Source organism: Pseudomonas oryzihabitans (assembly GCF_014522265.1).
Classification (GTDB): Bacteria; Pseudomonadota; Gammaproteobacteria; order Pseudomonadales; family Pseudomonadaceae; genus Chryseomonas; species Chryseomonas aestiva.
Window position 1 is genome coordinate 4,784,867 of record NZ_CP017024.1, and the last position, 17,397, is coordinate 4,802,263.

Consider the following 17,397-nt stretch of genomic DNA (forward strand, 5'->3'; position numbering starts at 1 on the left):
ACTCATGTTCAAGCCAAAGCTTCGCCTTCTCGCCGGTCTCTTGCTGGCCGCCACCTGCGCCAACCTGGCCCACGCCAGCGCCCCGCTGATCGGCGTCCTGACCTCCAAGCGCGACAACTTCCGCACCCTGCTGATCAACAATGTCGAGGAACGCGCCCATACCCTGGACGCCGACGTCTTCCTGGAAAACGCCAACAGTGACAGCGCCCTGCAGTTGCGCCAGTACCGCAACCTGATCGCGGCCCATGTCGATGCGGTCATCGTCAATCTCATCGACGACAGCCATACCCAGGAGATGCTGTCGCTGGCGATGAGCAGCAAGGTGCCGCTGGTGTTCATCAACTATCGCCCCAGCGTCTCTCCCCTGCCCGCCTATGCCGGCTTCGTCGGCTCGGACGAGGTGGAGGCCGCGACGATGCAGATGGAGGAGCTGGCTCGCCGTGCCGGCTACAAGGGCAAGGTGGCCATCCTGATGGGCGAACCGGCCCACCCGGCGACCAAGCTGCGCACCGAAAGCGTCGAGAAGGTCGTCGCCAAGTACCCCGACATGCAGGTGGTGGTGAAGGCCTCGGCCAACTGGCAGCGCAGTGAGGCGACCGAACGCGTTCTGCAGTGGGTCGACAAGGGCGTGGCCTTCGATATCGTCGCCGCCAACAACGACGAGATGGCCATCGGCGCGATCCGCGGTCTGGAAAAGGCCGGCAAGCCGCTTTCGAAATACCTGGTGGGCGGCATCGACGGCACCCCCGACGGGCTGAAGGAGATGCGCGAGGGCAAGCTGGCGGTCAGCGTGCTGCAGGACGCCAAGGGCCAGGGCCAGGGCGCGGTGGACATGGCCCTGCGGCTGGCCAACGGCTCCACCAGCAGCAATCTCACCCAGGTCCCCTTCCAGCTGATCACGCCGGACAATCTGGCGTCCTTCTAGCCCTCACGGCAGGAGGCTGTCCGTTTCCGGCAGCCTCCTGCCCGGGCCAGGCGCCCTGCCCTTTCGGACAGCCAGGACGCCTTTCCTCAGAAGCGCCAGCTGAGCCGGGCGTTGAGGTCCTGGTCCTTGGTATGGCTGCTCAGCTGGCCCTCATAGCCCAATCCCAGCGACACCGTCTCGCTCAGCGCCAGGTCCAGGGCGCCGCGCACCACCGCCGCGTCCCGCGCAATGGGTGCCCCCACCAGCTTGAAGTCCGGGCCACCGGCAAAGGCCGACTCGTGCTCGGGGGTGGTGTCGCCAAAGGCATGGCGCCAGCCCAGGGTTGCGCTCGGCACCACCTTCAGCCCACCGAGTGGCTTGGCCGCCAGGCGCAGGCCCAGGGTGCTGAAGGTCGCATCGGTGGTCTGCCGCCGACTGTCCAGCTCCAGCGCACCGCTGCGCTCGCGAAAGGCATCGGTCTGCAGATGCACCCGGGCCAGATTGGCGAAGGGCTCCAGACTCAGGCCGCCCTGCTCGATCCGATAGGCCAGTTCGCCGAACGCCTGGCTGGTACCGGCATCGTAGTCCGGCGCCAGGCGCTGGTCGTTACCGAGGATCGCCAGGTTGCGCCGCGCTTCCACCGAGTGCCAACTGTGGGCCAGGCCCAGCTTGAGGCTGAGGGCGTCCCACTGCTGGCCGGCATAGAGGCCCAGGTGGTAGTCGGTGCTGTCCGCCGAACCGGACTCGCCGCGCAGGTCGAGATCGGTGTGACCGAAGCCCACCAACCCGCCGACGCGCCAACCGCTGTCCAGGGGTACGTCGCTGCCGATCAGCAGGCCACGGCTGTGACTGTCCAGGCTGCTGGCGTCGTGACTGCCGTCGTTGCGACCCCAGGCGCCAAGGGCCTGGGTCCAGACCAGACCGCGCTCGCGACTGCCGGCCAGCCCCTGGATGCCGGAGCCGGACGGCAGCTCGTCCTGGGCGTCGCTCAGGCGATCGCTCATGGCATTGCGTACCAGCCGGCTGTTTTCCACCAGTACGGTCTTGGTCGAGGCGTGCAGCTCGTTGCCCAGGCTCTGGAAGGTGCTCCGGGCGCCGGCGGCTTTGGTCGCGGCCACCTGATTCCACAAGGCATTGCCGGCACCGGCGTTATCCAGGCCCATTGCGGCGGCGCGGGCGTTGCGGCCCTCGGCCAGCTCGGCGAAGGCCACGCCATTGCGCGCCAGGCTCAGGGTCGCCTGGTTGGCGCCATAGCTCAGGGTCGGGGTGAGGAAGGCGAAGTCGGACTGGATCTGGCCGAAGCGGCCGCTCAGGCCATTGCCCGCGCTCAGCAGCTGATAGCTGCCCAGCGGCTGCCAGGAGGGGCTGGAAACCAGCGCCAGGGTGGCGCCGTCGACGGTGATGCTGCCACTGGCCACCAGGCGATCGGCGCGGCCGCTGGCATCGGTCTCGACCTGATAGATCGAGCCCTGGTCGAGGACGGCGTTGCCGTTAACGTTGAGTTGCCCCACCGAGTTGCCGGGCGCGAGGATGCCGCCCTCGGCCACGCGCAGGCTGGCGAGACTGCCGGTGCCGCCCAGGATGGCGCCCGTGTTGACGGTGACCGCCGAATTACCGAGGTTGCCGTTGATGGCCAGGCGACCCTGGTTGACGCGGGTGGTACCGGAAAAGTCGCTGTTGCCGGTCAGGCTCAGGGAGCCGCCTCCGGTCTTCACCAGGCTGCCGCTGCCGTGCAGGTTGTTGGCCAGGCTGCTGTTGACCGACTGGTCCAGCACCAGGGTGGCATTGTCGGTGATGTCGCCGCTGCCGAAGGCCTGGGCATGGCCACGCAGGGTGCCGCCATTGATTACCGTCCCGCCGCTGTAGGTGTTGACGCCGCTGAGGGTGAGTTCGCCGCTGCCGTTCTTGGTCAGGCTGCCGCTGCCAGCGATGTTATTGCGCCAGGCGTCGCGGGCGTTGAAGCCACCCTGGCTGGCCTCCATGTTGACGCTGACATTGCCGGTGAAGGTCGCGTAGCCGTCGGCCGCGGCCATCAGGTTGAGGCGACCGTAGCCGTTGGATTCGTCGATGATCACATAGCCGGAAGACAGCTCGGTGCTGGCCAGGATGTCGCGGCGCTGACTGGCGGTGAGATAGGGAAAGCGCGTCTCCAGCAGCACCTCGGCGTTGACCGGCACCACCGGCGCCAGGTTGGTCGGACCGACGGGAGCGAAGCCGTAGGTCATACGGGCGGTGTACAGCGCCTTGTCCTGGGCGTGCTGGGACTGCTGGTCGGTGGCCGGATCGATGCCGTCCACGCAGGTGTTGATGTCGCCGCCGCACTGCTGGGCGAAGTAGGCCTGGGCCTGGGCGAAGGCATCGCTGCGCAGCTGGACGTTGTTGACCAGGTTGTCGATGGCGAAGTAGGTGGCGGTGATGCGACCACCGATCACGTCCAGCGGCGAGTGCATGCCGGCGACGATGCGGTTGTTGCCCAGCTCCGAGGCGCGGAAGAGTTCTTCACCCAGGCGCTGGGGTACGGCGTAACCGAAGCCCATGGCCGCCAGGTAGGCCGCGTTGGTATGGCCGCTGGGAAAGCCGCCGTCGCTCTGCGGCGTGGTGCTGAGCGCCGGGCGCAACGACAGCGGCACGATGTCCACGCTGGCTTGCCGCCAGGGCCGCGGATACTGGTAGGCGTTCTTCGCCGGAGTGGTGGAGGCATCGTTGCGGATCGCCTGGACCAGTTGCACCACCTTGCCCAGTTGCGCGTTGGCGTCGCCGGCGCCGTTGCCGTTGTCGTTGTACTTGATGGTCTGGGTGGAGGCGTCGAACACCGGGATGGTGGTGAAGGCGCCGGAGCCGGCCAGGTAGCCATTGGCCAGGGAACCCAGGCCGCTGATCAGGCTGTAACTCTGGTCACGGCGGTCGTCGTAGTAGGCCGCTATCTCCTGGGCCTGGGTGCGGGTCTTCGCGAGGTCGACCACGTATTGGATATTGCGCTGCAGGATGGGCGCCCCGAAGGCGGTGGGCGTGCCGGTGTTCCAGGTGGCGCCGGGGGTCCAGAGCCTGTTGTAGCCTGACAGCAGGTCGACGCCATTGATGGCGTTGTTGCCCGAACGGCTGGCCGCTTGCACCGAAAGCGCCAACAGCGAGGCCGCGAACGCGACCGTCAACACCGCGGGTTTATTACCTGAACGTTTCACCAGCTCTTCTCCTTGGCCCTGTGGATACAACTTGTTACAAGCTGTCTTGGGGCGGCGAGCCTAGAGCGGTGATGTGACGGTGTGGCGGCGATTTGGAGGCAGTTTCACGACATCCCATGACCCTCGGGACCGCGATCCGGCGCCCGGCCGGGAAAGGATCGCGGTGTGGTGGATGGCAGGGACGCGCTAGCCGCGGCGCAACCTGTCCAGATCACACCAGAGGTGCAGCTTGGTAAGCAAGCCATCCCCCACGGCGATCGCCAGCGGCTCGCTGCCGAAGAGGTTAAAGCCCGCCTGCCGGTACAGCGCCAGCGCGGCATCATTACCCTCGGTCACCGTGAGCTGAACGACCCTGAGCCCGGGCAACCCCTGCGCATGGGTCAGGAGTTCGTCCAGCAGGCCCTTGGCGATTCCCAGACGCCGGTAACGATCAGGGACGTACAGCCCGAACAGGGTCGCCTTGTGCCGGACCTTTTCCCGCGTCTCGCGGCCAAGACCGACAACGCCCAGCAGCTCCGCGCCCCGGATTGCGCCCCAAACGCACTCTTGTGCCTGGTCATCCTCTTGCAGCCGACGCTCCCACCAGTCGAGCGGCAGTGCCGCCCGCTCCTCGGGGCTGGAGGTGAAGGCTTCCGGATGTCGGGCATAGGCGTCCAGCATCAGTTGCCGGTAGACGGGGGCCCAGGCAGGCCCCAGCCGCTGGATATTCATGGTCAACCTCCTTCCAGCGCCAAGCCGCTTGCGAAGCCGGCGCTCTGTCATGACCGCTCAGAAATCGTCGTAGCTGACCTTCCAGAACAGGTCGATGCTGCCGTCATCGCGATGGGCCACGATCAGGCCTTCGGTCTCGCCAAAGGCTTCAAGCAACAATTCCCAGTCCTCGCTGCTCGCTTCCAGGCGCTCCACATGCACGTGCTTGTCGATGACCCCGCGCGCGTTGTTCACCAGCCGCGACACCCGCATCGTCAGGCGATCATAGGAGGTCAGCTGGGATGGCTGGCTCTGGGCCATGGGCGCGGGCTCCATAACTGTTCTTTTATACAGTAGTTCTCGACCGAGGCGATTGGCAAGTCGCCCGGCTCCCTGATCCGCCGGCAGCCCCTGGAGGTCTACGCCGGAGGACCCTTTTTGCCCAGTGTCGGCCCGCGAGGAAACCCGGGTTCCCCATGATGGCGACACGCCGTCCATCCAGGAATAGCCACCAGCCATCTCTGGAAAAGGTGTGACATGGATCACTTTTTCTTGGCTAGGGTCAGACCCATCCACAATGCTCAGGGTGCTCTTAATGCGCGCCGCGCCCCCGCGAGCAGCGACTGACGGCACCTCCATGACGTCAGGTATTCAGAGCCCGTCCAAGGGCTTAAAGCTATCGCGATAACAAATCACCGTTAATCCGGCTGAGGTGCTTCCACCCGGCCCTCCTCTCCAGGTAGTCCACATGCAGCACAATGGCTGGAATTTCCTCAGCAACATCAGCGTCCGGGCCAAGCTGGCACTCGGCTTCTCCCTGCTCATCGGCATGATCCTGCTGGTGGCCTACACCGGATGGCAGGCTACCGACGCCCTGCGCGATCGGAGCGAAAGAATCGGCGACATCTCCGGATTCAGCACCCTGGCGCGCGATATGCGCATCGAGCGACTCGTCTACATCGTCAAGGCCGACGAGGCCCAGGCGGCCAAATGGCTGGCCGCGCTCGACAAGCTCGAAGCCCAGTTGCAGAGCATCATCCCCAACTTCAACTCGAAGGCCAACGAGGCCTTGCTGAGCGAAGCCCAGGCCGCACTCAAGCGCTATCGGGACTTCTACACCCAGGTAGTGACGGCCACGCGGGAGCGTGCGACCGTCCAGCAGGCGGCGACCGCCACGGCGGAAGCGGCCGACACCTATCTGCTGGCCCTGGCCACGGCGGCCAATTCCCAGGAAGGGCGAGTCGAAGACCGTCAGCAGGTAGCGGCCCTCTTCATCGACCTGCAGCGGATGCGCATTGCCCTGCGTAGCTATGCCACCACGCCCACCAAGGATAACGAGGCCGCTGCCCATGGCGCCCTGGACGGTATCCAGGCAAAGGTCAAACAACTCGCTACGACCAGCACCCTGCCGACCGAGGCGTTGCAGAAGCTTGGCAGCGAACTCGACGGCTACCAGCAGCGCCTGCAACAGCTGATCACCACCCAGGCCCAGGTGGACCAGGGTCAGGCCGGTATCACTACCACCATCACCACGCTGCTGTCGGTCGCCGACAAGCTCACCGCGATCCAGAAGGAATTCCAGCTGACGGATGTGAGCGGTGCACGCCAGCTGCTGCTGGTGTGGCTGACCATCGCGATCGCTCTGGGCCTCCTGGGCGCCTGGCTGATCACCCGCTCCATCGTCCGCCCGCTGAAGGACACCGTTCTCCTGGCACAGACGGTCGCCAACGGCGACTTCACCCGTCAGCTGGAGGTGACCCGCAAGGATGAACTGGGCGCGCTGCAGATCAGCATGCAGCAGATGACCACCAACCTCCGCGGACTCATCGGCGAAGTGAAGGATGGCGTCGTCCAGGTCGCCAGTGCCGCCGAGCAGCTGTCGGCGGTGACCGAGCAGACCAGTGCCGGGGTGCAATCCCAGAAGGTCGAGACCGATCAGATCGCCACCGCGATGCAGGAAATGACGGCGACCACCCACGAAGTGGCGCGCAACGCCGGGGCCGCCGCGCGCTCGGCGCTGGAGGCCAGTCAGCAGGCCCAGCAGGGAGACCAGGCCGTCAACAAGGCCGTCGCCCAGATCGAACTGCTGGCCGGCGAAATGGCGTCGACCAAGATCGCCATGGCCGCCCTGCGCGATCATGCCGACAGCATCGGTGGCGTGCTCGACGTGATCAAGGCGGTTTCCGAGCAGACCAATCTGCTGGCGCTCAATGCCGCCATCGAAGCCGCCCGCGCCGGCGAGGCGGGACGCGGCTTCGCCGTGGTCGCCGACGAGGTCCGCGGCCTGGCGCAGCGCACCCGCTCCTCGACGGACGAGATCGCCCAGCTCATCACCGGTCTGCACCAGAGCACCGACCGCATGGCGGCGGTGCTCGATCATAACGTGCAGTTGACCGACAGCAGCGTCGGCCTGTCGCGCGAAGCGGGCGAGCTGCTCAAGCGCATCACCCGCTCGGTCAAGGACATTGAGTCGATGAACGAGCAGATCGCCTGCGCCGCGGAGCAGCAGGGCACGGCGGGTGAAGAAATCAGCCGCAGCGTGACCAACGTTCGCGACATCTCCGAGCAGACCGCGGCCGCCAGCGAGGAGACCGCCTCCTCGAGCACGGAGCTGGCGCGCATCGGTGTCCGGCTGCAGGAAATGACCCGCCGCTTCCAGGTCTGACAACAGCCCGAGCCCCTGCCGCAGCAGCCTGCGGCAGGGGCTCGCACCGTCAGGTTCTCCAACTCAACCGCCGGTCATTTCGGCTGAATCCTTGCGCCAGCGGCCAGTCACTAGGTGCCATCATATTGATATTATCAATGTCACTTATCGCACATTGATATCTCTTCTGTCAGTCCAGGTCACACATGAAAACCTCACCAGAGCTGGGTCGGCTTGTCGATCAGACGCTTGCTGTGCCGGTCGGGCCCTTTGCCTTCGTCTCGGTGCTGGAGCGCCTGTTTCAGCTAGATATCCACAAGCAGCGCACGCGGCACCTCACTCGCTGCCTGCTGATCGGCACCCTGAGCTACGACAGCTTTCTGATCTGGTGGTGGCTCCTGCTGCAAGACGCCCTGCCCTGGGCGGCCGCCCAGATGCTGGGGATCGCCACCCCCTTCGCGCTGCTGGTCGTGGTGCTGCTGCAGGTGGTGCCGACACGTTGGCGCGAAACCCTGGCCTCGCTGCCGTTCTATGTCGGCCTGGTGGTGGTCTACAACATGGTGATCAACGGCCCACCGGGCAGGGAGATGAATCAGACACTGTTCATCTTCACCTGGCCGCTGATGCTGGCCTTCGTCAACACCTGCATGAAGAGTCCGCTGCTGCCGGCCCTGCTGTTCAACGGCTTCGCCCTGTCGGTGATCGCCCTTGCCGTCCATGAAGCGCCGGTGTCACCGATCGTCGGCGGGCTGATGATGACCAACGCCATCGTGATGGCGTTCTTTTCGCTATTGGCCAGTTACTGGCTCAACGTCGAAGGGCGCCGCTCCTACCTCTACAAGCTGCGCGAAGAAGTCCGCCTGGCGTCTCTCAATTCGGCCAATCAGGATCTGCAGATCCTTTCGGAAACCGACTCCCTCACCGGGCTGGCCAATCGTCGTCAGCTCCGCCCGCTCCTCGAAGACTTCTGGCAACGCCGCCTGGCCGGAGAGCAAGGCGCCGTGCTGCTGATCGACGTGGATCACTTCAAGCGCTACAACGACTACTACGGCCACCTCGCCGGGGATGACTGCCTGCGCTCCGTGGCCAAGGCCCTGGCGGTCGGGCTGGGCCCGGGTGACAGGATTGGTCGCTATGGTGGCGAGGAGTTCGTCGTCCTCCTGGACCGGGTCGGCCCGGCCGAGGCGCTGGACGTGGCGGAGGCCATCCTGGAACGCGTTCGCGACCTGCAGATCCCGCACCAGGGGCGTCAGGACGACAAGACCCGGGTCACCGTCAGCATCGGCATCGCCCGCAGTGGCCTGGCCGGTCTGAGCAGCGCCGACGACCTGCTGGACTGTGCCGACCGCGCGCTCTATCGCGCCAAGCGCGAGGGCCGGGACCGGGTCTTCGAAGGGGGCGTCGATGCCATCCTGGGCGCACCGCTCGACCATGCCGCGCTGCTCACCCCGGAGGATGTCCGCAAGGGACTCGCGAGCAACGAATTCCTGCTGCACTACCAACCCATCTATCGCGTCGAGCCCCGGCAAGTGACGGGTTACGAAGCGCTGCTGCGCTGGCAGCATCCGACCCTGGGCATGGTCTCGCCAGAGGTTTTCATCCCGCTCGCGGAACAGGGCAATTTCATCATCGCCCTGGGCGAGTGGGTGGTGAAGGAGGCCTGTCTCGCGGCCAGTCAGTGGCCTCCACACCTGAGCATCTCCATCAACCTGTCGCCGCTGCAATTCGCCGATCCCATCCTGCATGAGCGGGTATCCGCGGCCCTCAGGCTCTCGCGCCTGGCGCCCAACCGCCTGGTCCTGGAGGTCACCGAAGGGGTGGAATTGGTCATAGATACCAAGACCCGCCAGTCCTTCGCCCTGCTCCAGCTGCTGGGCATCCGTATGGCCCTGGACGACTTCGGCAGCGGCTTTGCCGGCCTCGGCCCCATCCTCGAACTGCCCTTCCAGCTGATCAAGCTCGATCGCCGGATCCTGGCGATCGAGGACGAGGAACAGCGTGGCCAGGTCCTGACCTCCCTGTTGCTGCTGGGCAAGGCGATGAAACTCGAGGTGCTCTGCGAAGGCGTGGAAACCCCTGAACAACTGGCGCAGCTGCAGCAGCTGGGCGTCCGGCTCGCCCAGGGGTATCTGCTGGGCAGACCCGCGGCGGCTCCTAGCGGTCAGGAATTCCAGCTCACGGCGTCGCTGGAAGCCTGACGCGTAGCGCTAAACGACTTCCGGCGCCCTGCCGGGGGCCGGCAGCGATGCCCTGCCTACGGTTCGTCTAGAAGATCGCCAGGCTATCCAGCACCGCCGTGCAGAGCGCGCTTCCATAGGTAACCACGCCTAGCGGTACCCCTACCGCAGCGCCCAGGATCAGGGCGCAGACGAGCAGCGCCACCAGCGGTATCCCGAACACGGGCTGCACCAGGAAATGGCCGCCGCTGCTATCCCCCGCGACTTTTGCCTTGGACGTCTCTGCCGGGTTGGCGGCTTCGGACCGGGCGCGGGTGGGCTGCCCGGGCGGCTGACGTCCTGGCCTGGCCTTGCCTTCCATCTCGATCAGATCGGCGATATCGGCGAGGGTCCCGCTGTTGCGGGTGATCTGCTCATGAGCAGCGCGGAGGGAATCGGGCTTGGCCGTGCGGCCTGCACCGCGAGGAGGTCTTCGTGAGGCGGTCATAGTGCAAGAAACGGCGGAGAAGGTGCTTAGGATGACACAGTCTGAGGTTAAGGCTATTAACCTTAGCCCTATATATGGCTAATTGCCACTATTTCTCGGACGCCTGCCTGAGCAGCGGAACGCTGACCTCCTCCCCCGCTTCGAGCGCCGCCAACGCCAGGCGGGTGGCTTCGAGCCGCTCTTCCAGGGAGTAGTCCTCCGCGCCCTCGTCCGGCAGCTCCAGTTGTTGTTCAAGTGCATTGAAGGAATGCCATTCGGCATCCTCCGCCACAGGGCAGGCCAGGCTGTCCTGCGCGGGGAAAGACCCTGGTTCATCCGCTTCAACCGGCTGAGCGGACTCGCTCGTGCCCGACCCGGGCAGGAAGTCGTGTGCAGCGCCCTGCTGGATATACAGCGGGACCGCCGCTTCGGCGGCCTGCCCCGTAGCGGTCAGCGCAGCCGGGGTACGCGCGAGTTCGAGCCTGGGCACTACCCCGGCCTGGTACAGCGCCAACAGGCGGGCATCGACGTAGCCCAGCAAGAGATAGCCCGCCGAGGTTTCGCTGCCATCTTTATTCATCACAGTGCTTCCTGAATGGGTTGGAACGATCGCCTCCGGGATTCGCGGAGGCGAATGAAGGACCGCTCCCCTGACTATCCGATCCTGAGCGCTGCAGCCCTTCAGCTGTTTCCGCAACCCGGACGCTGAGCAAGCGTTCTGCACAGGCAGCGCCATCAGGCCGAACAGCCGGGGGCGGCAGGTCTATCGCTGCACGGCGATACATTTGATTTCCGCGAGGAGTCCGGCACGGGCCAGTTCGGCGACGCCGATGCAGGTCCAGGCGCACATCGCTCTGGGAAAGACCGCATCCTTCACGCGCCTGAAGACCGGCATATGCCTATGCAGGTCGACGTGGAAAGTCGTCAACTCCACCACGTCCTCGAACGTACAGCCACCCGCTGCCAAGACAGTGCGAAGATTGTCCCAGGCCGCCCGGAATTGCTGCTCGGGATCCTGGATAACCTCCAGCTCCGGCGTACGGCCCACCTGCCCTGCGCAATAGAGCGTTTTGCCGACCTTCACGGCCGGTACATAACCCGCACGTTCGACAAGCAGTCTCATGCTGTCGGGGATGATCAACTGGCGGTCTGTCATTGTCTTCGCGTCCGCAGTCGTAGAAAAGGCAAACTAACAGCAGCAGTGCTCCGAGGCCTAGCCGCGCTTTTCCGGGGCTGCCCCGGACGCCTGACCTCGCGGGCTCCGCCCCGATCCTCCGGGGATGCCGAGGGCAGCCTTGATCCGGTCTCGGCCAGGACGACATCGCTCGCACCAACGCTCAGCAGACGGCCGTCACTCATGGCGGAAGTCCGTATCGATCGCATGAGCGTCTGCTTCAATTCAAGCGGTCACGACTTCGAAAAACAGGCCGAAACCCGCGTCCTTGAAGGCATCCGCTCAAGTTATCGGGGCCATTGCCGTTATGTTCATCACACCCCCAACCGGTACATGGATATGACCCTTCGCGCGTTCAACATCGCCACCCGCAGCCTGTTGTGTTTCGGTCTACTCGCCGCGTTGGTAGCCGGCCTGGGTATTTTCGGCATCACCCAGATGTCGCAGATCAGGGGCCAGAGCCTGGTGATCGAAAACAACAGCGTTCCGAGCATCGTGGAGGCCGACAACCTCGCTTTGCAGCTGGCCCGTACCCGCATCGAGGTGCTGCGCCTGCTGGCCATTCCTGACGCCTCGACCGTCGCCAATACCCGCAGGAAGATCGACAGCATCAGCGGCGAGGTCGCGGAGGCCTTCGGCCGCTATGACAAATTGGTCAGCTCCGATCGTGAACGCCAGGCCTTGGAGAGCCTGCGCCAGATCCACCGGGACTACCTCAACAATGTCAACCAGCTGGCCGACCTGGTAGTCGCCGGTAAGGTGGAAGAAGGCCGGGCGCTGGTGCAGGCCGGCATGGCCCAGCTGGGCGCCAGGATGAACGAGAGCACCGAGGCCCTGCGCAAGGTGAACCAGGAGGACGTCAAGGCCGCTGCCGAGGACGCGGGGATCACCTACAGCAACTCCAAGACGATCACCTGGCTGTCCATCGGCCTCGCGCTGGGGCTGACGCTCCTGCTCGCCTGGCGCATGACGGTCAGCCTGACCTACCCCATAGCCAACGCGGTAGCCGCGGCCAGGGTCATTGCCGGTGGCGACCTGACCCAGACCCTGGATGCCCGTGGTCACGACGAGGCCGCCCAACTGCTGCAGGCCATGCAGCAGATGCAGACCAATCTGCGTGACACCCTGGGTCATCTGGGCCAGTCCGCCACCCAACTGGCCTCCGCCGCCGAGGAAATGACCGCCGTCATGCAGGAGAGCGCTACCGGCCTGCAGCAGCAGAACAGCGAAATCGAAATGGCGGCCACCGCCGTGACCGAGATGAGCCAGGCGGTCGAGGAAGTGGCCGGCAATGCCACCTCCACCTCTACCGATTCGCGCCAGGCCGCGGCCAGCGCGCGTGACGGCCAGCAGCAGCTGGGCAACACACTGATTGCGATCGAGACCTTGACCGACAATGTGCTGAGTGCCAGCGATCGCGCACGTGAGCTGGCCGAACAGACCCGCAACATCAGCCAGGTCCTCGACGTCATCCGCTCGGTAGCCGAGCAGACCAACCTGCTGGCGCTCAATGCGGCCATCGAGGCCGCTCGGGCAGGCGATGCCGGTCGCGGCTTCGCGGTCGTGGCGGACGAGGTACGGGGGCTGGCTCAGCGGACCGGCGACAGTACGCGCGAAATCGAGAAGATGATCGGCAGCATCCAGCACGGCACCGGGCAGACCGTGAATGCCTTGCTGACCAGTGCCGACCAGGCGCGCCAGACCCGCGAACAGGCGCAGGCCGCCAGCGGCGCCCTGGAAACCATCGCCCAGTCGGTGTCAGGTATTGACGAGCGCAATCTGGTGATCGCCAGTGCCGCCGAGGAACAGGCTCAGGTGGCCCGCGAGGTCGACCGTAACCTGGTGCGGATCCGCGACCTGTCGGTCCAGACGGCCGCCGGCGCCCACCAGACCCGCGTCGCCAGCCAGCAGCTGTCTGAACTGGCGGTGCAGCTGAACGGGCAGATTCGTCGATTCCGCGTGTAGACGTCCCTGCCCCCCTAGCTGCTGCCCCCCTGCCCGGGCCTGTCGGCAACCAGCCGGCAGACTGACCGCTGAGCTACGACAGGTCGAGTATCACCCGATCCGGGTGATACTCGACGGCCTTCCGGCCGGGCCGGACTACGGCTTCTGGCGGGAGCGGATGCCCCCACACTCGATACATCCTTGGCCGGGATCGATGCTACGTCGCTAAGGAATCAGCGGTGCCCCCGAGAGTAGGCGCCGATCGCGCTGTGCCAGTTGGGGCAGGCAGCGCATTGGTCGTAACGGATCGCGTCGGAAGCTGGCCGTACGGGCGCTGTTCTTGGGCTATGCCGGCAATTCGCCGAGCTCTTGCGTGCGGCTGACGGCCAGGAAGTCAGGTCTCGATGCGTTGAACCCAGAGGTGATGCGGTTGAGACGGTATTACCCAGGCAACTGATGAGCCAATCTTATCCGCCGCTCTTCGGAGGGGGCCTCTTCTCGACTGGATGGTCGAGTACTTGCTGGCCTGTCATCCGCGTACGGCCCAGGATGCAGTAGGCGCAATCAACCACGCCTCAGTTATCAAGGCTGATCATGGTGATAGGCGGAAATCCGCTTATACCCCTGACCCAGTAGGCAGAATATCGCCCATGCAGAGGGTAAAAACCCAGTCAGAATGCGGCTTCGCGACCTGGCACGCGCCCTGCTATAGCCCTTGTCGACGCCCCGAGCGCCCTAATAACAACGACAAGAGGAACACCCTGTGGATAGCACCGCTACCCTCGCGGCCGGCCAGACCGCGCCCAAGACCACCTCGCAGCGCATCAAGTCCATCTTCAGCGGTTCCGTCGGCAACCTGGTCGAATGGTACGACTGGTACGTCTACGCCGCCTTCTCGCTGTATTTCGCCAAGGCCTTCTTTCCCAAGGGCGACCAGACCGCCCAGCTGCTCAACGTCGCCGCCATCTTTGCCGTGGGCTTTCTCATGCGCCCCATCGGCGGCTGGCTGATGGGCCTCTATGCCGACAAGGCCGGCCGCAAGTCCGCGCTGATGGTCTCGGTGATCATGATGTGCGCCGGCTCCTTGATCATCGCCCTCACCCCCAGCTACACCACCATCGGTGTCGCCGCCCCCATCATGCTGGTGCTGGCGCGGCTGCTGCAGGGCCTCTCGGTGGGCGGTGAATACGGCACCTCCGCCACCTACCTGAGCGAGATGGCGACCAAGGAAAGCCGTGGCTTCTACTCCAGCTTCCAGTACGTCACCCTGATCTCCGGCCAGCTGCTGGCGCTGGCCACCCTGATCGTGCTGCAGCAGACCCTAACCGTCGAACAGCTGGAGAGCTGGGGCTGGCGCATTCCCTTCCTGATCGGCGCCGCCTGCGCCGTGACCGCGCTCTACCTGCGCCGCGGCATGGAAGAGACCAGCTCCTTCAAGAAGGCCGAGAAGCCCAAGGAATCGCTGATGCGCACCCTGGCGCGCCACCCCAAGGAATTCCTCACCGTGGTCGGCCTGACCATGGGTGGCACCCTGGCCTTCTACACCTACACCACCTACATGCAGAAGTACCTGGTCAACTCGGTGGGCATGAGCAAGACCGACGCCACCTCCATCTCGGCGGCGACGCTGTTTCTGTTCATGCTGCTGCAGCCCGTTGTCGGCGCCCTCTCCGATCGTGTCGGCCGGCGCCCGGTGCTGATCGCCTTCGGCGTGCTCGGCACCCTGTTCACCTATCCGATCCTCACCGCCCTGGGTAGCGTCACCAGCTGGTGGGGCGCCTTCGGCCTGATCATGGTGGCGCTGGTGATCGTCAGCTTCTACACCTCGATCAACGCCGTGGTGAAGGCCGAGCTGTTCCCCACCGAGATCCGCGCCCTGGGCGTCGGCCTGCCCTATGCCCTGACCGTGTCCATCTTCGGCGGCACCGCCGAATACCTGGCGCTGTGGTTCAAGAGCATCGGCATGGAGAGCGGCTACTACTGGTACGTGACCGGCTGCATCGCCTGCTCGCTGCTGGTCTACGTCTTCATGAAGGACACCCGCGATCACTCGCGCATCGTCCACGAATAACCACTCGTCCCAAGGGGTGGGCCGCTCGGCAACCTTGACGTCCAGCGGCCTAAAATCCGTTTTTTAAAGACCGCTAATTGCTCAGCAGAGTTGCGCCTCGAGATCGATAACAAAGAACCAGGCAATGCATCTCAATCCATTCACCAAGATGACGCTCTTACGCCCCGGATAATAAAAATGAATATCAACAACGCCATATCAAACTTATCCATCAGCAAAAAAATGGGGATAAGCTTTGGCATCATCGTCGCACTGACGATATTTATAGCTGCCATTGGAAACCACTCCACCAACAGAATGATAGCCAGTGGCGACAATCTCTATCGAGTCAACGCCATGGAGAAGACCCTGCTCAGCGCGCAAATTTATCTCGAGAAATTCACCGCGAAGGGCGAGCAGGTCGATGCCGAGCGCCTATCCAAGGAAATCAGTGATCTTGATCGCCAGATCGACGCCAATGCCCAGCTGCTCTCGAATCAGCAGCGGGACGAACTCTTGGCAATGCGTGAGACCATACAGCGTTATGCCACCGCCTATACCAAGGTAGTGGATACCCAAAAGCAGCGGGATGCGACACGTAGTGTATTGGTGAGTTCCGCCAACAAGACATTGGAGGAATTCAACGAGTTACAAATCCAACTCTACCGACAACTTTCTAGCAACCCCAACACCAACGACCTACAAAGTCTGCAGAAAGTCAGCACCCTGTATCAGCAGCTGCTGCATATTCGCTATTTGGTCCGTGGTTATATCTTTCAACAGACGGATGATTCGCGTAACGCGGCAACCACGGCTCTGAACAAAGTAGCAACCTCCCTCAACGAATTGGTGCGTGCGACGTCCGAGGATCAACGCCGCTCGCTGATCGAAGCCGAACAGTCTTTCACCCAGTATCAAAAAGCACTGGAAACTTTCGCCAAAGCGCTTTCCGCCACCCAGGCGGCGACCACCGAAATGACTGAACAGAGCGCGCTGATGCGCGAAGCCAGCCAGCGGATCTATCAACGCCAGGTAGCGGAACGCGCTCAAGAAGAACAGCAGTCCAAGCTGCAGTTGCTGGGCGGCCTGATTGCGGCGCTGATTATCGCCCTACTGGCCGCCTGGACCATGACGCGGCAGGTCGTACGCCCTTTGCGCGAGGTGCTGGAAACCTCCACGCGCATTGCTGAGGGCGACCTGACCATGCAGATCGACACCCGCCGCCAGGATGAACTGGGTCAGCTGCAACGCAGTACCCAAACGATGGTGGACAGCCTGCGCGCCCTGATCGGCCATATCGGCAATGGGGCGACTCAGATGGTGACGGTGGCCCAACAGCTTTCTCAGGTCACCGATTCCGCCAACCAGGGCATCCTGCAGCAGCGTAACGAAACCGACCAGGTGGCCACCGCCATGAACGAGATGGCTGCCACGGTGCATGAGGTCGCGGCCAATGCGGCTCAGGCCTCCGCCGCCGCACGCAGCGCTGATGAACAGGCGCGCGAGGGGGATCACAAGGTCAACCAGGCGATCACCGAAATGGACCTGCTCGCCAGGCAGATGGCCACCTCCACCGAAGCCATGCAGCGCCTGCGCGGTGCGAGTAATCAGATCGGTACCGTGCTCGACGTGATCAAGTCCGTCGCTCAGCAGACCAATCTGCTCGCGCTCAACGCCGCCATCGAAGCGGCCCGCGCCGGTGAGGCGGGCCGCGGCTTCGCCGTGGTGGCTGATGAGGTTCGCAGCCTGGCCAAGCGCACCCAGCAATCCACCGAAGAGATCGAAGCGCTCATCAAGGAGCTGCAACAGGAAGTACGGCAAACCACCGCTCTTATAGAAGACAGCGGCGAGCTCACCGAACGCACCCTGACCCTGGGCAAGGACGCAGGAGCCGCGCTTTCGCTGATTACCCAGGCGGTCTCCAGCATCCAGAGCATGAACCTGCAGATCGCCACCGCCGCCGAGGAGCAAAGCTCGGTCGCCGAAGAGATCAACCGCAGCATCGTCAACGTACGTGGCATCGCCGAAGAAACCGTGGGTATCAGCGAAGACACCGCCCAGTCCAGCACCCGGATGATAACGCTCAGCCACAACCTACAGACCCAGGTAGCACGCTTTCGAATTTGAAAGAACTGGACTGAAGTCTCGGCGTCGCCTGGATGGAAT

General features: G+C 64.3%; 11 protein-coding genes and 3 pseudogenes. 8 read left to right on the top strand and 6 right to left on the bottom strand.

The genetic code is table 11. The features are described 5' to 3' along the window. The first annotated feature begins 4 nt into the window (after positions 1-4). The gene (locus tag BGI51_RS22085; RefSeq protein ID WP_187979756.1) at positions 5-925 is read left to right on the top strand and encodes a substrate-binding domain-containing protein; all 921 of its coding nucleotides are present in this window, start codon (positions 5-7) and stop codon (positions 923-925) included. A gap of 86 nt (positions 926-1,011) precedes the next feature. Here the strand turns inward: BGI51_RS22085 and BGI51_RS22090 are convergent, their stop codons facing one another. From BGI51_RS22090 to BGI51_RS22100, 3 genes are all read right to left on the bottom strand, one after another. Further along, on the bottom strand, positions 1,012-4,056 hold the full coding sequence (locus BGI51_RS22090) for an autotransporter domain-containing protein (protein WP_437179460.1): 3,045 nt from the start codon (positions 4,054-4,056) through the stop codon (positions 1,012-1,014). Positions 4,057-4,272: 216 nt separating this feature from the next. Next, positions 4,273-4,803 carry a GNAT family N-acetyltransferase gene (locus tag BGI51_RS22095; protein WP_187979757.1) on the bottom strand — a complete coding sequence of 177 codons (531 nt, stop codon included), beginning with the start codon at positions 4,801-4,803 and terminating at the stop codon, positions 4,273-4,275. A 51-nt stretch (positions 4,804-4,854) separates the two neighbouring features. Continuing rightward, complete coding sequence (locus tag BGI51_RS22100; RefSeq protein WP_252977162.1) at positions 4,855-5,097, bottom strand: DUF1654 domain-containing protein; 243 nt, start codon at positions 5,095-5,097, stop codon at positions 4,855-4,857. Positions 5,098-5,605: 508 nt separating this feature from the next. On the opposite strand from BGI51_RS22100, the pseudogene BGI51_RS24245 reads away from it, so the two are divergent. The 3 genes and pseudogenes from BGI51_RS24245 to BGI51_RS22110 form a co-directional block, all read left to right on the top strand. Continuing rightward, a pseudogene (locus tag BGI51_RS24245) lies at positions 5,606-6,583 on the top strand (methyl-accepting chemotaxis protein); the annotation flags it as partial. Then, the gene (locus BGI51_RS24250) at positions 6,578-7,441 is read left to right on the top strand and encodes a methyl-accepting chemotaxis protein (RefSeq protein ID WP_410003738.1); all 864 of its coding nucleotides are present in this window, start codon (positions 6,578-6,580) and stop codon (positions 7,439-7,441) included. The pseudogene BGI51_RS24245 and the gene BGI51_RS24250, both read left to right, overlap by 6 nt. A 185-nt stretch (positions 7,442-7,626) precedes the next feature. Continuing rightward, the gene (locus BGI51_RS22110) at positions 7,627-9,618 is read left to right on the top strand and encodes a putative bifunctional diguanylate cyclase/phosphodiesterase (RefSeq protein ID WP_187979759.1); all 1,992 of its coding nucleotides are present in this window, start codon (positions 7,627-7,629) and stop codon (positions 9,616-9,618) included. 67 nt (positions 9,619-9,685) lie between these two features. Here BGI51_RS22110 and BGI51_RS22115 read toward each other — a convergent pair whose 3' ends face one another. From BGI51_RS22115 to BGI51_RS22125, 3 genes are all read right to left on the bottom strand, one after another. Further along, the gene (locus tag BGI51_RS22115) at positions 9,686-10,084 is read right to left on the bottom strand and encodes a hypothetical protein (protein WP_187979760.1); all 399 of its coding nucleotides are present in this window, start codon (positions 10,082-10,084) and stop codon (positions 9,686-9,688) included. A gap of 88 nt (positions 10,085-10,172) precedes the next feature. Beyond that, complete coding sequence (locus BGI51_RS22120; protein ID WP_187979761.1) at positions 10,173-10,643, bottom strand: hypothetical protein; 471 nt, start codon at positions 10,641-10,643, stop codon at positions 10,173-10,175. A 183-nt stretch (positions 10,644-10,826) separates the two neighbouring features. After that, complete coding sequence (locus BGI51_RS22125) at positions 10,827-11,219, bottom strand: RidA family protein (protein ID WP_187979762.1); 393 nt, start codon at positions 11,217-11,219, stop codon at positions 10,827-10,829. Positions 11,220-11,576: 357 nt separating this feature from the next. Between BGI51_RS22125 and BGI51_RS22130 the strand changes: the two genes are divergently transcribed. The 4 genes and pseudogenes from BGI51_RS22130 to BGI51_RS24260 all read left to right on the top strand — a co-directional run. Beyond that, positions 11,577-13,202 (top strand): methyl-accepting chemotaxis protein, encoded by a 1,626-nt coding sequence (locus BGI51_RS22130; protein ID WP_187979763.1) that lies wholly within the window; start codon positions 11,577-11,579, stop codon positions 13,200-13,202. A gap of 742 nt (positions 13,203-13,944) precedes the next feature. Further along, a complete protein-coding gene (locus BGI51_RS22135) occupies positions 13,945-15,252 on the top strand; it encodes an MFS transporter (RefSeq protein ID WP_007159929.1) in 1,308 nt (435 codons plus the stop codon). 297 nt (positions 15,253-15,549) lie between these two features. Next, positions 15,550-16,503, top strand: a pseudogene (locus tag BGI51_RS24255) (methyl-accepting chemotaxis protein); the annotation flags it as partial. Positions 16,504-16,548: 45 nt separating this feature from the next. Beyond that, positions 16,549-17,236, top strand: a pseudogene (locus tag BGI51_RS24260) (methyl-accepting chemotaxis protein); the annotation flags it as partial. Positions 17,237-17,397 lie beyond the last annotated feature (161 nt).

Coding starts and splice junctions, on each gene's coding strand:
- BGI51_RS22085 (WP_187979756.1), top strand. CDS start 5: ATGTTCAAGCCAAAGCTTCGCCTTCTCGCCGGTCTCTTGCTGGCCGCC.
- BGI51_RS22100 (WP_252977162.1), bottom strand. CDS start 5,097: ATGGCCCAGAGCCAGCCATCCCAGCTGACCTCCTATGATCGCCTGACG.
- BGI51_RS24250 (WP_410003738.1), top strand. CDS start 6,578: ATGACCACCAACCTCCGCGGACTCATCGGCGAAGTGAAGGATGGCGTC.
- BGI51_RS22110 (WP_187979759.1), top strand. CDS start 7,627: ATGAAAACCTCACCAGAGCTGGGTCGGCTTGTCGATCAGACGCTTGCT.
- BGI51_RS22115 (WP_187979760.1), bottom strand. CDS start 10,084: ATGACCGCCTCACGAAGACCTCCTCGCGGTGCAGGCCGCACGGCCAAG.
- BGI51_RS22120 (WP_187979761.1), bottom strand. CDS start 10,643: ATGAATAAAGATGGCAGCGAAACCTCGGCGGGCTATCTCTTGCTGGGC.
- BGI51_RS22125 (WP_187979762.1), bottom strand. CDS start 11,219: ATGACAGACCGCCAGTTGATCATCCCCGACAGCATGAGACTGCTTGTC.
- BGI51_RS22130 (WP_187979763.1), top strand. CDS start 11,577: ATGACCCTTCGCGCGTTCAACATCGCCACCCGCAGCCTGTTGTGTTTC.